We start from the raw sequence: 14,814 nt of genomic DNA, 5'->3' as shown, positions 1-14,814 counted from the left end.
CTGGCCGTACGCTAGGAGGGCTGCTCGCCCTCGGCGTACGGCGCGCCCAGGGCCACACCGGTCACGCAGACCGGCGCCGTCGGGTCGTCCATGACGACCCGGATCCCCCTGCCCACACCCTTCACCGGGAAATGGATCAGCCCTCCGGAGGTCTCCTTGAGGCTGAGCACGATCCGCTCCTCGCCGACCTCGACCGTCACCGAGACCGGCCGGCCCGCCGTGTAGGCCAGCGCGCCCGCGGTGGCCAGGCCGCCGAAGGAGACAGCGTCGGGGAAGAAGGCGGCGCCGTTCACCACGGGGATGCAGCGCTCGTTCTTCCCGCGGGCGGCGAAGAAGCCGAAGACGCTCATTCGCGCCAGCCTGCCGTTCCGGTCGAAGACCCGCGCCTCGTGGGAGGGCTCGGGGTGAGCCATCCTGGCCTGGAGGGCCGGGCGGGCCAGCGGGGCGAGCAGGCGGGTGCTGAGCCGCCGTTCACCGTTCACCGGCAGCACGATGTCCGCGGGGACCGGCGACGGATAGATCACCGCGTTGTCCGGCGCGGCGGCGAGCTGCGCGGCGGCGGTCTCCAGGTAGGCCCGGACACGATCGCCGTGGAGGGTCTCCCGGTAGGTCTCGATCGAGATCACCGACAGCACCAGGTAGGCCCCCGCGGTCAGCCCCGCCGCGAGGACGAGCGGGGACGGGGCCGGAAGCGGGCGGCGGTAGGCGTCCGTCTCTCCCGTGACCGGCAGCAGCGCGAGCCCCAGGCAGAGCGCGAGGACCACGACGGCGTCGGCGACGTAGCGGGTCTCCGCGCCCACCAGCGCCACGAAGCCGCCCCGGGCGATCACCGTCGGGACGGCGTCCGCGAAGACCAGGTAGCCGCCCAGGATGATCCACGCCCGCAGCGCCCGGCGCCGGTGGAAGACGGTGATCGCCACCAGGGCCGCCAGCACCGCCCAGGAAACGGCGACGACGAAGTCGGAAGGACCGGCCAGGCCACCCGTCGGGGTCGGGGGCGCCCACGTGAGCGGGCCGCCGATCGCCCCGCTCGGGAACGTACGGCCCAGCATGATCGACACCAGCTCCAGGGCCACATCCGGCTTGGGCACCGACGCGCCCTCCCCCGGGGCGGTGCCCATCCTGGCGAGATAGGCGATCGTGTAGACGGCGAGCGCCATCACGTGCGTCGACCAGAGCCGCCAGTGCCGCCGTGCCTCGCGGAACATCGACCGGACCCATCCGGCCCGCCGATCCCCGAGGAAGGCCGTGGTCAGGGCGAACAGCAGGAATGTGACGAAGACGCCCTTGGTGTTGAAGGCCATACCGGCCACGCACCACGCCAGCGCGCGCCAGCCGTACCGGGCGCCCTCGCCACGGGCGAAGCGGACCTGTTCGGTCACCGCGAGCACCAGGACGAGCTGGAGCGGGACCGCGTTGATGGCGGCCGACCACCAGCCGAACGCCGGGATCGTCAGCGGGGAGAAAAGGATCGGCATCAGCGGCAGCAGGATCGCCGGGCGGGTGCCGAACAGGATTCTGAGCAGCCGGAGCGCGAGCACGCCGAGCAGCACCTGCACGGCGAACGTGACGGCGGCCACCAGCAGCCAGTTGTAGGGGGCGATGCGGGAGAGCACCCAGGTCAGCGCGATCGCGCCGGGCATGAAATGCCCCTTGTGCTCCCGGGTCACGTAGTCGAGGGTGAGGTCGTTCTCGTAGGCGTTGCCCACGAACAGCAGGTCGTCCTCGACGAAGTATGAGTCGCGCAGGACCATCACGCGCAGCGCGAGCGACACCGCGATGAGGAGCGCCGCACCGAGCAGCACGGGGTTGCGCAGGCCGGCCAGCCAGCCGGGCAGTGCGATCCGCGTGGTCGGTGAATCCGGTTGCGCGGTCTCCGTGACCTCCACCAGCTGTCCCCTTCTGATCCCCGTGTCCCGGCTTCTGATCCCCGTATCCCGGCGGAACACCCTACGAGCCAGTAAAGACGAAGAGCAATGCGGTGTTATGCTCCGGCAAACCTGATTTGTTCCACCGCCGTGAGGAGCAGCGTTGGAGACTCCACAGGCGCCGTTCCGTGCCACCCTGGGCCGGTCGATCGAGCTGCTCAGCGCCTTCCGCAAGGAACAGAGCGACCCGGACTTCTTCTACGGCCTGCTGGCCCGCGACACGGTCGCCCAACTCGCCTCCTACACCGAGCTGAACGGCGCGCTCGTCGCCGACATCGGCGGCGGCCCCGGATACTTCACCGACGTGCTCCGGGCCGTGGGCGCCCGTCCGGTCTGCGTGGACTGCGACGCCGGGGAGATGATGGCCCGCCAGGGCGCCGCCCCCGAAGGGGCGGTGCTGGGCAGCGCGCTCGACCTGCCGCTGGCCACCGGCTCGGTGGACGTCTGCTTCTCCTCCAACGTGCTGGAGCACGTGCCCGACCCGTGGCGGATGGCCGGGGAGATGGTCCGGGTGACCAGGCCGGGCGGCGTGGTCTACCTGTCCTTCACCAACTGGCTGTCCCCCTGGGGCGGCCACGAGACCTCTCCCTGGCACTACCTCGGCGGCCACCGCGCCGCCGCCCGTTACACCCGCAAGCACGGCAAGTCCCCCAAGAACGTCTACGGCACGAGCCTCTACCCCGTCTCGGTCGGCGCCGCGCTGCGCTGGGCCAGGCGGCGGGCCGACGTCACGGTCCTGGACGCCCTTCCCCGTTACCATCCCCGCTGGGCGACCCCGGTGATCCACATTCCGGGACTGCGCGAGATCGTGAGCTGGAACCTGCTGCTCATCCTGCGTCGCCACTGACCGTCCTTTCCGGTACGGCCACGCCTGCCTCCTCCCCTCCCGTTCCGTCCGGTCCGGGAGTCCGAGGCACCCTGCGGAAAAGAGTGGCCAGGAGGATCAGCACGAGTCCGAGGGCGAGGAGAACGCCGGGCAGCAGATCCCGGACGACGAAAACCCAGCGGGTGAAGGCCCGCGCGTCGGCGACCCTGGCCCGGACGTCCTCGGGGGACATCGCGAGGTCCGCCCGGAGGCTCACCCTGCGCTCGATGCCGTCGGGGGTCCGCAGGCCCTGACGGTGACGCTCCCGCATCTTGACCATCAGGCCGCTCTCCGGCTCCACCCAGATCGTGCGGGTCACCTGGGCGTAGCGGGAGACGCCGATGGCACGCCACTCGGGCAGCCCCAGCACCCGGCCGGGGAACTGCCCGGGAATGTCCTCGATCTTGATCGGACCCGCCGTGTAGGTGTAGCGGTAGGTCCGCACGCCCTCGACCTGCTCCTGCTGCTCGTAGCGGAGCGGGACCGCGACCCGCAGCACCGTGTCGTACATCGGGTACGAGCGCGGCTCTGCGCGGAAGGGCAGGCGGAAGGCGAGGCCCGTCTGCCGGGCCTTGGAATCCTCGTCGACGTACTCCCCGCAGCAGCTGACCGTCATGCCCGTCCTGCGGTCGAAGGCGGTCCTGCGCTCGTGGTAGTCGATCCGTTCGCCGGAGGCGGTGGTGAGCGAGGTGAACTCCACCCACACCGCCGTACCGGCGCTTCCTGCGCCGGCGTCACCGAGCACCGCCGTGGTGGACACCAGCGGAACACGGGTGTGGGACATGAGAGTGGCCGTGTCGAAGTAGTCGGCGTCCAGCGCGACCATCCGGTAGGCCCTGTTCTGCTCCAGCGGCAGCACCAGGGCGCTGTCGTAGACGTAGAAGCGCAGCAGCGCCGCGAGCGTGACGAGGAAGGCACCCGTGCCCGCGAGCGCCACCCGGGGAATCCTGGAACGGATCACGATCTCACCACCACCGGTTCGGGCCGCCGGGCCACGACGTCGCGCGACGGCACCGGCGCCGCGGGGGTCTGCTCGGGGATCGACGCCATCAGCCACGCGAGCGCCAGCAGGCAGAGCACCTGCGGCACGACGCCGCTCAGCGGCTCGGCGAGCGCCGCGGTCGCGTCGGCCCTGCCGTACACGGTGCCGGCGGCGAGCGCGAGACCGGCCAGGCCCGGCGGCACCGCGAGCACCCAGGGCGTGACCGCCACACCCGCGAGGCCGGGGAGCGAGGTGAGGCGGGCGTGCCTGGCCTGGGCCACGGTTCTCAGCCAGAGGGACAGCGCCAGCGCCCCCGTGACGATCACGGCCCCCGCGAAGCCTCCGGTCCACAGGCCGGAGAGCGGGGCGAGCGTCCAGATCCAGGCCATGCGGATCTCGGCGGGCGCCACACCAGGTGATCGGGCACCCCTGGTGGCGGGGATGAGCACGAGCGCCACCACCACGAGTACCAGGACTCCGCCGCCGAGCAGCGCCGCGCGGTAGGTGGAGTCGGGCTCGTAGCGCATGGTCACGACGCCCTGCCCGGCGGGCAGCTCCCATGCCTGCCGCCAGCCGTCCAGCCGGACCGGCACCAGCCGCCTGCCGCCGAGGTAGGCCTGCCACCCGGCGTTGTGGTTCTCGTTGACCACCAGGTAGGAAGGGACCGAGGTCGAGACCCGCACCCGGCGTTCTTCCTGGCCCCATGCCTCCGCGACGACGGACTTGGCCCTGACCGCGCGTCCGGCGGCGGCGCCGGACGCGCGCACGACCACCGACTCGATCCTGAACGCGTCACTGGAGGCGGCCGCGATCCGGGCCGTGCCCGTGCCGAGCTCGACCGGCTCGCAGGCGCGGTAGCCGAGCGGGCGGCCGTTGACCACGTCGTCCAGAGTGCCGTCCACGATCTCGGTGGGCAACGGGTTGCCGTTCACGGTGAGCGTGGGACCGTAGCCGCAGGGCAGCCTCAGCGGGAACGGCGCCAGCGAGCCGAGCGGCTTCACGCCCGGGATCGTCACCTCCGCCACCTCGATCGCCCGGGACGCCGGAGCGGTGAAAACGATCTCCAGGCGATCCGTGCGGATCGGCGAGAAGGCCACCCTTCCGTCGGCCCTGACCCAGCCCTGCATCGTACGGCCCCCGCCGCGCACGCTCACCTTGACCGGCGGCTGCCCCAGGAACGAGTCGGGGAAGAGGACCATGATCTGCGAGATCGTGATCTTCTTTCGCAGCCTGACGGTCAGGGTCGGGTGGCGGTCGAAGGGCTTGGCGTACCAGAGCGTGTTCAGGTCGCCGTCCATGGCCGAGCGGCCGAGCACGGCCGGGTGGTCGGTCACCGTGGAAGAGGCGTTGACCTGGGGAAAGACGCCGGGAATCGTGGTGAGCAGCTGGGCGGAGACGGGATCGGTGAGCACGGCCCTGCCGGTCACGGTGCGCTCGCCGCCGTTGCGGACGGCGAAGGTGCGGTCGAAGCCGAAGCCGTCCTCTCCCACGACCTCCAGGGACGGCGAGCAGGCCCATGTCGAGGACCCGTGCATGCAGGCGGGCGCGGCACCCTGGCGGGTCAGCAGCACCGTGCCGGGATCCTGCCCGCCGTCCGGGGGGACGGCGATGCTGCGCCGGGCCCTGACGCCCGGGATCGCGACCTCGGTGATGCCGACGCGGGTGCCGACCCGGATCCTGGGCTCGGAGACGAGCCTGGTCACCCTGATCCGCAGCCAGGAGGTCGGGCCGACCGGCGGGCGCAGGAGCTGGGGGTCGGTCGACTGCTGGACCGGTACCAGGCGCCTGCCGGCCTCGGTCTCCAGGGCGACCTCCGCCACGGGAGGCCCCAGTGCCGTCTCGAACGCGACGGTGATCTGCGGCATGTCGACGCTCCCGACGAAGCGCACCTCCAGCCACTCCCCGACCGCCCCGTTCCAGCCGTCGGAGCGCCACCCGGTGCGCGGGTCACCGTCGATCGCCGCGTACGGCTGGCGCCCCGGGTCGCGCCGGTCACCGGCCCCGACGCCCGACTCGGCGGAGGAGGCACCCACGTCGTCGATGCCGGAGTAGCGGGCCGTCGCGGTGGCGGCGGCCCAGGCCGGGTCGGTGAGGTCCGTTTCCCTGCCGCGCTTCAGCGGCTGGTCCTCGGTGAGCGTGGAGGTGCCGATCCGGCGCAGGTCGCCGAAGACGATCTCACGGCGGCGCAGCGTGTCGGTCATCACCCGGTGGCTCGGGGACGAGGTGGCCGCCCCCGGCTCGTCGCCCACCGTCATGGCCCGGTCGTCGTCGAGCAGCCCCTCCTCGGCCAGGGCCAACGCCGCCTCGGGCGCCCCGGTGACCCGGAGCGTCCCGTCGCGGGGCACGGTGGCGGCGAGCGGCGCGGGGCCGGGAACCGCGTAGACCTCCAACGCCGGGTAGGGCTGGTCGAACCAGCCCGAGGCCGTCGAACTGGACCTGGTCCCGACCTCCGGCCCGAAGGCGGCGACGCGTTGCAGGCCCGTGGATTCCGCGAGGGTCTCGTGGACCCGCGCGGGCCAGGCCGTACCGAGGCTCTCTCTTGCGAGATCGTTGCGGACGAGCAGGTAGGTGACCCCCATGCGGCGGAGCGCGGAGGTGAGGCCCGGCGATCCGCGGCCCGTGGCGAAGCGCTCGTCCACCGCCTGCACCAGCCGGGCCAGCCCCGGCGATCCCCAGGGGACGTTGGTGTGCGTGGCCCAGCGCACGGTCAGCAACGACTGCATGGGCTCGTCCATGGGGCGGCCCCACACGTATTCGCCCCGGCGCGACCCCGGCGCGGCGAGGACCATGCCGTCCCCCGTGTGCCGGTTCAGCCAGTTCGCGGCGTCCCTCCAGTAGGAGGGCATCTCGGCGAACGCGCCCGCGGGGGTCACCCCGGCGGAGGCGACGGGCAGCGCGGTGAGGGCGACGAGGACGGCGGACACGGCGATGACGGGTTTGCGCAGCCGTACGGCGACGGCCAGGGGCAGGGCGGCGAGGCCCAGGGCGATCGGGAGCCGGATGAGCGCGTCGAACTTGTGCAGGTTGCGGAAGGGGGCGAGGGGGCCGTCCAGCAGCGCCTTCACCTGCCCGGTCCACGGGTGGGCGAGCGCGTCGGCGTGACCCGCGGAGACGATCACGACTCCGACCAGCAGGCTGAGCGCGAGGAAGGCCCGCTCGGGGGTGGCGCGGGCGGCGAGCCCGGCGAGGCCGAACCCGGCGGCCAGCGCGGTCAGGACCATGAGCACGGGCATGGTCGCCTGCTCGAAGGCGGCGGGCAGCCACGCCTGCCCGCCCACCGGCAGGAACGCGATCCAGCTCGACGTGCCGCGCAGCGTGTTGATGAGAGAGGTGACCTGGGTGGTGGCGTCGGCGGTCTCGATGAACGGCAGGAAGGAGAAGATGTAGCGGCCCATCACGAGCAGGGGCAACAGCCACCACATCGACACCGCGCTCACGCAGCCCAGCCACCAGGCCAGCAGGCGTCGGCTGCGGGGCCCGCGGCCCCGGGTGAGCAGATACAGCAGCGGCACGACGAGCACGGCCAGCTCGGCGACGGCGTTGACCCCGCCGGCGAACAGGAACGCCAGCGCCGACAGGGCGGCGGCCCTGCGCGGGCTCGTCTGCGCTCGCGCGCCGTGTACGAGCGGCAGCAGGACCCACGGCAGGACGGCACTCGGCTGGAACTCCGAGGAGTTGAACCCGATCAGCGCGACGGCGTGCGGAGCCAGGGCGTAGGCGAGGCCGGCCAGGACGCGGGTGCCGGGGGTGCCGATGCCCATCGCGCGGGCCACCCGTTCGACGCCGACGAACGCGGCGCACAGGACCAGGGTCATCCACAGGCGCTGGATGTTCCACGCGGGCATGTCCAGCGCGTGGAAGAGCGCGTAGAACGGCCCCATCGGGAACAGGTATCCGTGGGCCTGGTTCTGCAGGTGACCGAAGAACGCGCCGTCCCACAGGTGGATCGCCCGGGACAGGAAGCCGACGGGGTTGAGCGCCATGTCGAGCTTGGTCTCGGAGATCACCTGACCGGGTGAGGTGTTGAACGCGATGGCTCCGAGCAGGAGGCAGCCCGCCAGGAGGTGCAGCCGGTGCCGCAGCCGCGCGGGCGCGGTCTCCGTACTGTCAGGAGTCAATGCTGCGCTCAAGTGGGGTCGGTCTCACCTACGGCAAGACGGAGGTCGGGGGTCCGGGTCAACGAACCCGCGAGGCGCGCGGGCCTGCGTCGGGGGCCGACTGCGGAGAGTTCTGTAGCGACAAGTCTGGTTATAGTAGCGCCGGTCCTTCCCCAGGTGAACTCGCCCGCCCAGGACCGGCAGGCCTGCTGGATCTCCGCGCGCCGTACCGGGTCGGCCAGCTCCTTGATCGCCCGGTCCACCACGTCGGCGAGCGTCTCGCCGTCGCGGACCAGCCAGCCGGTCACGCCGTCCCTGACCGAGTCGCGCAGCCCGGCGACGTCGTAGGCGACCGTGGGCACGCCGAAGGCGGCCGCCTCGATCACCGTGAGGCCCCAGCCCTCGAACTCCGAAGCGGTCACGTTCAGCAGGGCCGAGCCGAGCACGGCGTTCTTCGCGGGCTCGGAGAGGAATCCGTGCAGGTGCACGCGGTCGGCGACGCCCAGCCCGTCCGCCCTGGCCGCGAGGGCCTCGGTCTCCGGGCCGCGGCCCACGACGTGGACGTGCAGGCCGGGATGGCTCTCACCCAGCTCGGCCGCCAGGTCGACGACACGCTCGATCCGTTTGTGCCCGACCAACCTGCCCAGGTAGACCACGGCGGGATCACCGGGCAGGGCCTGCCGCGCGATCGAACGGACCGCGGGACTGCCGTTGGGGACGATCTCGATCGGGGCCAGCCAGCGAAGCCGAGTGCGCAGATCCTCCATGGACGACTCCGAGACCGTGATCGTCATACGGCGGCGGTACAGCAGCCGCGCCACCGGTCCCTCGATGAAGCAGCCGATCCTGGCGAGCCATGAGGGGAAGAACGCATGGAACTGCCGGTCGTGCACGTGGTGCACCAGGCAGATCACCGAGGTACGGCGCCGCACCACGAGCGGGGAGAAGAACGGGATGCCGTTCATCGAGTCGACGACCACGTCGAACCGGCGGCGGCGCAGCAGCAACCAGAGCGGCACGAGCAGGTAGACCAGGTAGCGGTTGCCCATCCTGCGCAGTTCGATGCCGTCACATCGCTCGGATCGGGCCTGGCCGGGCTCGCGGCTGGTCAGGAAGTGAACCGAGGCTCCCTGAGCGACCAGGTAGCGGCTGACCTGCCAGGCGTATTCCTCGGCGCCACCCGCCACCGACTGCTGCGGCTCGCGGAAGTTCAGCACCGCCACCCGGGCTCCGCGCAGCGACACCTCGGGCGCTTCCGTGGCCTCCACGCTCAGGCCGGGCCTCGGCGGGGTCAGTGGGGGCAGCGGACGCGGTCCGGCGCTGGTGCGCCCACCGGAAAGGGCCACGGTGTCTCCTCGGTCTCCTACGGCGGCGCGCGCCCGAATCAGGGCATGGCGAAGCAAGACCCCGTTCTGATGACTGATGTCAGCCCCGGTGGGCTGGGAAAACGGCGTCCGAGGGGCCGTTACCGGCCCCCCGGATTACCTGTCGCCGTAGTTGTACAGCGGCCGGTTGGGCGGTTCCGGCGTGGGCGCGGCCACGTTGACCACTGCCACGGAGGCACCGACAGCCAGAACCGCCCCAACGGCCAGGGCCGCGAGCACTCGTATCACTGAGCTCTCCCTGCAAAAGTCGGACAGTGTGCCGAGAGTAGAACGTGATCCAGGTCATAAGCCATAGGCTTAGTGAAACCGTGATAAAACAAGTTACCCTCTGGTACTCCCAGGAGCTGCGGATATGCGCAGCTCAAGAAGGCTGATCAAGGCGCAGGAGGCGGAGCTCCCGACCTTCGAAAACGATCACCCCATCATGGAACGTGTTATCGCCCACCTGGCTGAGAACGTAACGGACCCCGAGCCCGGCCAGCGCCGCCGCCCGCTCGCCCGGTACGGCGCGCAGCGCCGCCTCCGCCGCCGTGACCGCCGGATCCTCCGCGGCGACCCGCAGCCGTCCTCCTCCGGGCAGGCCCACCAGCAGCGCGTCGTTCCACAGCACCCGGCGCCGGAACATCTTGATCGCCGGGTCGAGCACCACCCGGTGGCCGTTCCACGCGAACGCCCGATGCGCGCCCCACGGCAACGACAACAGCGCCCCGGGCGACGGATCGGCGTTCACGATCGCCTGCACCCGGCGCCACTCGTCCGGATAGTCGACCGCGGCCAGCCTGCCGAACGCGCCCAGCGCGAAGGTCGGCAGCACCAGCACGGGAACGGCCACCGCGACCGACGCGACGACGCGCGAGTCCCAGCGCGCGACCACGGCGGCCAGGCCCACCGCCTGGAGCAGGACGAGCGGCGCCAGGTAGAGCTGCCCGTCCCGGAACGGCCCGAACCCGGGCCACCAGGAGATCAGATTCTTCAGCAGACCAGGGGCGAAGGCACCCGTCAAGGCGATCGCCAGCCCGGTCCCCGCCGCGACCGCCACCCCGGTCAGGTACGGCGGAGCCCCCCGGCCCCGTAACCGCGCGAACCCTCCTGGCCTCGACGGACGTGATCCGGCACCGGACTCCCGGCCCCATAACCACGCGAACCCCCAGACGGCGACCGCCGCGAGCGCCAGCCGTACGCCCGCCGACCACCAGGACCCCTGCCCCGGCACGACGGCGTTGGCGTTCCAGATCCCCCCGAGCGACAGCAGGCTCCCGACCGTTCCCAGCGGCCCGTCGGCCCGGGCCGCGAACGCCTCGACCCCGGCGGGGTCGGTCACAGCCCGGCTGAGCAGGGCGGGCACCAGCCACGGCAGGCTCAGGCCGCCCAGGATCAGCGCGGCCTCAGCCGTCCGCCGGGCCCTGCCACCCCAGTCCGAGGCTGACACGGCCTCGGCCGTCCGCCGGGCCCTGCCGGGGGTCGATCGATCAGGAGCCGTGTCCCCCGGCCCCCGGCCGGAACCCGCCCGGCCCGGAGCCGTGCCCTCTGGCCCCTGACCGGAACCCGCACGGCCCGGAGCCGCTCCCGCGTCCGGTGCTCCGGGCGCGCGACCAAGGGGAATCGGTGCGGTCGCCGCCGTGGGAAGCACCACCAACGCCGAGACCAGCATCGCCTGGAAGCCGCCCACCGCCGCCGGAAGCAGCGCGGTCATCAGCCGCAGTCGTCCGCCGAGCGCCACGGCACGCACCGCCCAGGGCAGCCCGGCGACCCCGAGCAGCAGCGCCCACTGGCCGAGCAGGAGCCGCTGGGCGAGATAGGCGTTCCAGGCGTAGAAGGCGGCCGCCGCCAGGCGTGGCCCAAGGCTGCCCGAGGACGCGGCCGCCGCCTGGCGTGACCCGAGGCGACCCGAGGACGTGGCCACCGCCTGACGTGGCCCGAGGCTGCCCGAGGACGCCGAGTCGAGGCCGCCCGAGGAGACCAGGGCCGCCGCGCCCGACGCGGCCAGCACGAAGATCCCGAGCAGGAGGGCCTTCTGGACGGCCTGCGCGGGCACGACCTGGGAGAGCAGCGCGACCACCAGGTCGCTGGGCACGGCCCGGGGGAACCCCTCCCCCGGCAGGATCAGCGGCGGGTCGGGCACGAACACCATGTCGTATCTGAGCGCGAACCCCGGTCCCAGCGCGGGCCCGAGGGCGAGCAGCCCGAACAGCAGCCCGAGCAGAGCGGGCGCGAAACGCGACCCGAGCAGAGCAGGCGCGAAACGCGACCCGAGCAGGGCGGGCGCGAACCGCGGCGCGAAACGCCTCGCCGCCTCAGCTCGCCCGCCGCTCATAAAGTACGACTTTAAGGGGTGGCTGCGGATATATCCGCAGCCACCGCCTCACCCCGCTACCTGCCCGGCTCGGGATCGCGAGGCAGGCCGAGCATGCGCTCACCGATGATGTTGAGCTGCACCTCGGTGGTGCCCCCGTAGATCGTCATGGCGCGGGTGGCGAGCACGGCGCGGTTCCAGTACCCGGCGTCGCCGAGCTTCATGTCGGCGGCGATCACGGCGGAGGCACCGAGCAGCCCGACCGCGCACTCCGAGACGTGCTGGGCGTGCGAGGTGGACAGGAGCTTGCGGACCGAGGCGTCGGCGCTCGGCTCGGCACCGGTCAGCTGCCTCAGCGTCACCCGCAGGCCGAGAGCGTTGATCGAGTGGCCCTCGCAGACCACCCGGGCGAGTTCCTGGCGCTCGGCGGGAGTCAGCTCCCGCCCTATCCGGCCGGCCAGCCCGAGCAGGTCGGGGACCGAGGAGCCGGTTCCGCCGGTGCCCGAGGAGAGCGAGACCCGTTCGTTGGACAGGGTGTTGCGGGCGACCTTCCAGCCCTGGCCGACCTCGCCGACGACCAGGTCGTCCGGGACGAACACGTCGTCGAGGAAGACCTCGTTGAACAGGTTCTCGCCGGTCATCTCGGTCAGCGGCCGGACCGTGACGCCCTGGCTCTTCATGTCCACCAGGAAGTAGGTGATGCCCTCGTGCTTGGAACCCTCGGAGGAGTTGCGCGCGATGCATATGCCCCACTCGGCGACATGGGCCACCGAGGTCCAGATCTTCTGGCCGTTGAGCTTCCAGCCGCCCTCGACCTTCTCCGCCTTCATCTGCAACGAGGCGAGGTCCGAGCCGGCGCCCGGCTCGGAGAAGAGCTGGCACCACATCATCTCGCCGCTCAGCGTGGCGGGCAGGAAGCGTTCCTGCTGCTCGGGCGTGCCGTACGTGGCGATCGACGGCACCACCCAGGCGCCGATGATCATCTGAGGCGGCTTGACTCGGGCGGCCTTGAGCTCCTGGAAGATGAGCACCTGCTCCAGCGGCCTGGCGTCGCGGCCCCACGGCCGGGCCAGGTGCGGCATGACGTAGCCGGCCTTGGCCAGCGCCCGCTTCTGCTCCCTGCCCTCCAGCTTCGCGATCTCCGCGATCTCCGCCCGGATCTCCTCCCGCAGCGCGGCGGCGTCGTCCGGCAGCTCTATCTCCATCTCCCGGCTGACACCGTTCAGCGCCATCGAGGCGACGGTCTCGGCCCAGTCGGCGGAGGCGCCGAGCAGCGCGCGCAGGGTCAGCGCGCGACGGTAGTAAAGGTGGGCGTCGTGCTCGTAGGTGTAGCCGATGCCACCGAAGATCTGTATGGCGTCCTTGGCGCACTGCACGGCGGCGTCGGGGGCGACCACGCCCGCGATGGCGGCGGCATAGGCCGCCTCGTCGCCCGCGCCCTCACCTGCGGCACGGGCGGCGTCCCACACCGTGGCGCGGGCCTGCTCCAGCGCGACGAGCATGCGGGCGGCCTTGTGCTTGACGCCCTGGAACTGGCCGATCGGGCGGCCGAATTGCACGCGCACCTTGGCGTACTCCGACGCGGCGGTCACGCACCAGGACGCGACGCCCGCGGCCTCGGCCCCGAACAGGATGGCGGCCAGATTGAGCACCTCCGGGCCTTCCAGCCCGTCCAGCACCCGCCCGGCCGGAACGGCCACCGCGTCCACCTCGATCCTGGCCACACCACGGGTGATGTCCAGCGAATCGACCGGGGTCACGGCCACCGCGGAGGCGTCCACCGCGACCCACTCCTCGCCCCGGTCGGTGGTCACCGGAAGCACCAGGACGTCGGCCGGCACACCGCCCAGGACCGGCTCGGCGGCGCCGCTGATCGTCAGCGTGCCGTCCTCGCTCCGGGTGCCGGTGATCGAGGAGGCCAGTGCGACCGCGCCGGTCAGCGTGCCGTCGGCGAGGCCGGGAAGGAGTTCGGCGTGAGCCTTGCCGTCGGAGGCCAGGATCGCGGCGCCGGCGAACACCGTCGGGACGTAGGGACCGGGGGCGACCCGCTCACCGAGGGCCTCGATGGCGACGGCGGTCTCCAGCAGGCCGTACCCGCTGCCGCCGTGCTCCTCCGGAAGATGCAGGCCGAGCAGCCCCTGGGCGGCCAGACCGGGCCAGAAGGCAGGGCGATCCCCGTTGCCGGCCGCGACGGCGGCGCGTACGACGTCGGATGGAATGTTCCGCTCCGCCCAACCGGTCACCGAATCGCGAAGCGCCTTGTGCTCCTCGCTCAACCCGATCGCCATGACAGCCTCCAGACATGGTTCCGTGGCAGAACCATATTCTAGAAGGTACTTCCGTCACAACGCCCGGGCGCTCTCCACCAGAGGCGCGATGTCAGCCCAGAGTTCCTTGCGCGTGTCCGGAACGGTCATGAAGAGCATGGCGGGCTTGCGGCGGCCGACGTCCAGCAGCGCGAGCGCCGCCTGAGAACTGCGGCGCTCCCCTCTCACCTGGTAGGTCACCTGGTAGCCGAGCGCCCACCCCTTGCCCGCGACCGGCTTCTGCGAAGCGGTCCAGGCGACCTTGCTCCCCACCGGATAGTGGTTGATGATCGTCCACTTCACCGCGCCCAGCGCCGCCTTACGGAAGTCGGCGTCGGTCTTCAGGGTGGAAACCGGGGTGGCTCCGGGAAGCAGGCCGGAGGCGACCATCGTGCGCGGCAGCCGCACCGTGCCCACCCGCTGGCCGACGGAGAACGGTGGAATCGCCCCGGTCATCCATGGTTTGCCCAGCTTGGAGTAGGTGATCGCGGCCTTGGCGTCGGTCACGGAGCCCAGCACCGGACTCGGCGTGCCGGGCAGCGTCTTGAAGACCTTCAACCTGGGCCGGCCGGGCAACGTGATCGTGGGTGCGGCCCGCGGGCCGATCGCGCCGAGGGTGACGTCCGCCTGGCGAACCCGCGCCGGATCGTCAGGCTCGTCGCTGGAGAAGAACACGAAGATCAGGACGACCGCGACGGCGGTGATCAGGGCGGCGGCGACGCTGTAAGCCGCACGGACCGACCGTCTCTCGATCAGCGGAACGGACCGCCCGGTCTCGCCGCCGCCGACGTCACCGGCCTTGCCCGGCGCAGAGGCCACGCGGACACCCGGGAGCGGTCCAGCGGAGCCGGGCCTGGGGACCAGCACCGTCTCCTCGCCGTCCCCGACGGGGAACCGGCGGGGCACACGGGTGCCGATCATCGTGCCGTCTTCGGCAGGAACGGCAGGCATGGGCGCG

At 72.0% G+C, this 14,814-nt stretch carries 9 protein-coding genes; 1 reads left to right on the top strand and 8 read right to left on the bottom strand.

Annotated features, from left to right (window positions below; translation table 11 throughout):
* Positions 1-11 precede the first annotated feature (11 nt).
* The gene (locus tag ACFY2X_RS25755) at positions 12-1,889 is read right to left on the bottom strand and encodes a hypothetical protein (RefSeq protein WP_389942118.1); all 1,878 of its coding nucleotides are present in this window, start codon (positions 1,887-1,889) and stop codon (positions 12-14) included.
* 142 nt (positions 1,890-2,031) lie between these two features.
* Between ACFY2X_RS25755 and ACFY2X_RS25750 the strand changes: the two genes are divergently transcribed.
* The gene (locus ACFY2X_RS25750) at positions 2,032-2,775 is read left to right on the top strand and encodes a class I SAM-dependent methyltransferase (RefSeq protein ID WP_389942115.1); all 744 of its coding nucleotides are present in this window, start codon (positions 2,032-2,034) and stop codon (positions 2,773-2,775) included.
* Here ACFY2X_RS25750 and ACFY2X_RS25745 read toward each other — a convergent pair.
* From ACFY2X_RS25745 to ACFY2X_RS25715, 7 genes are all read right to left on the bottom strand, one after another.
* Complete coding sequence (locus tag ACFY2X_RS25745; protein ID WP_389942112.1) at positions 2,756-3,754, bottom strand: DUF3068 domain-containing protein; 999 nt, start codon at positions 3,752-3,754, stop codon at positions 2,756-2,758. The two genes, ACFY2X_RS25750 and ACFY2X_RS25745, sit on opposite strands and share 20 nt — an antisense overlap.
* Positions 3,751-7,905 (bottom strand): alpha-(1->3)-arabinofuranosyltransferase family protein, encoded by a 4,155-nt coding sequence (locus tag ACFY2X_RS25740; RefSeq protein ID WP_389942109.1) that lies wholly within the window; start codon positions 7,903-7,905, stop codon positions 3,751-3,753. The genes ACFY2X_RS25745 and ACFY2X_RS25740 overlap by 4 nt, the downstream gene beginning before the upstream one ends.
* Positions 7,902-9,218 (bottom strand): glycosyltransferase family 4 protein, encoded by a 1,317-nt coding sequence (locus tag ACFY2X_RS25735; protein WP_389942106.1) that lies wholly within the window; start codon positions 9,216-9,218, stop codon positions 7,902-7,904. Before ACFY2X_RS25735 ends, ACFY2X_RS25740 begins: the two co-directional genes overlap by 4 nt.
* 135 nt (positions 9,219-9,353) lie before the next feature.
* Positions 9,354-9,485 (bottom strand): hypothetical protein, encoded by a 132-nt coding sequence (locus tag ACFY2X_RS25730; RefSeq protein ID WP_389942103.1) that lies wholly within the window; start codon positions 9,483-9,485, stop codon positions 9,354-9,356.
* Between the two features lie 133 nt (positions 9,486-9,618).
* Positions 9,619-11,571, bottom strand: a complete 1,953-nt coding sequence (locus ACFY2X_RS25725; RefSeq protein ID WP_389942100.1) for a hypothetical protein — start codon at positions 11,569-11,571, stop codon at positions 9,619-9,621.
* 56 nt (positions 11,572-11,627) lie between these two features.
* Positions 11,628-13,838 carry an acyl-CoA dehydrogenase gene (locus ACFY2X_RS25720; RefSeq protein WP_389942097.1) on the bottom strand — a complete coding sequence of 737 codons (2,211 nt, stop codon included), beginning with the start codon at positions 13,836-13,838 and terminating at the stop codon, positions 11,628-11,630.
* A 54-nt stretch (positions 13,839-13,892) separates the two neighbouring features.
* Positions 13,893-14,807, bottom strand: a complete 915-nt coding sequence (locus ACFY2X_RS25715; RefSeq protein WP_389942094.1) for a hypothetical protein — start codon at positions 14,805-14,807, stop codon at positions 13,893-13,895.
* Positions 14,808-14,814: the final 7 nt, after the last annotated feature.

Origin of the sequence: Streptosporangium sp. NPDC000396 (assembly GCF_042898655.1) — a bacterium.
Taxonomy (GTDB): Bacteria; Actinomycetota; Actinomycetes; order Streptosporangiales; family Streptosporangiaceae; genus Streptosporangium.
Note: the sequence above shows the minus strand (reverse complement) of the source record. Positions and strands in the feature narration are given on the sequence as shown.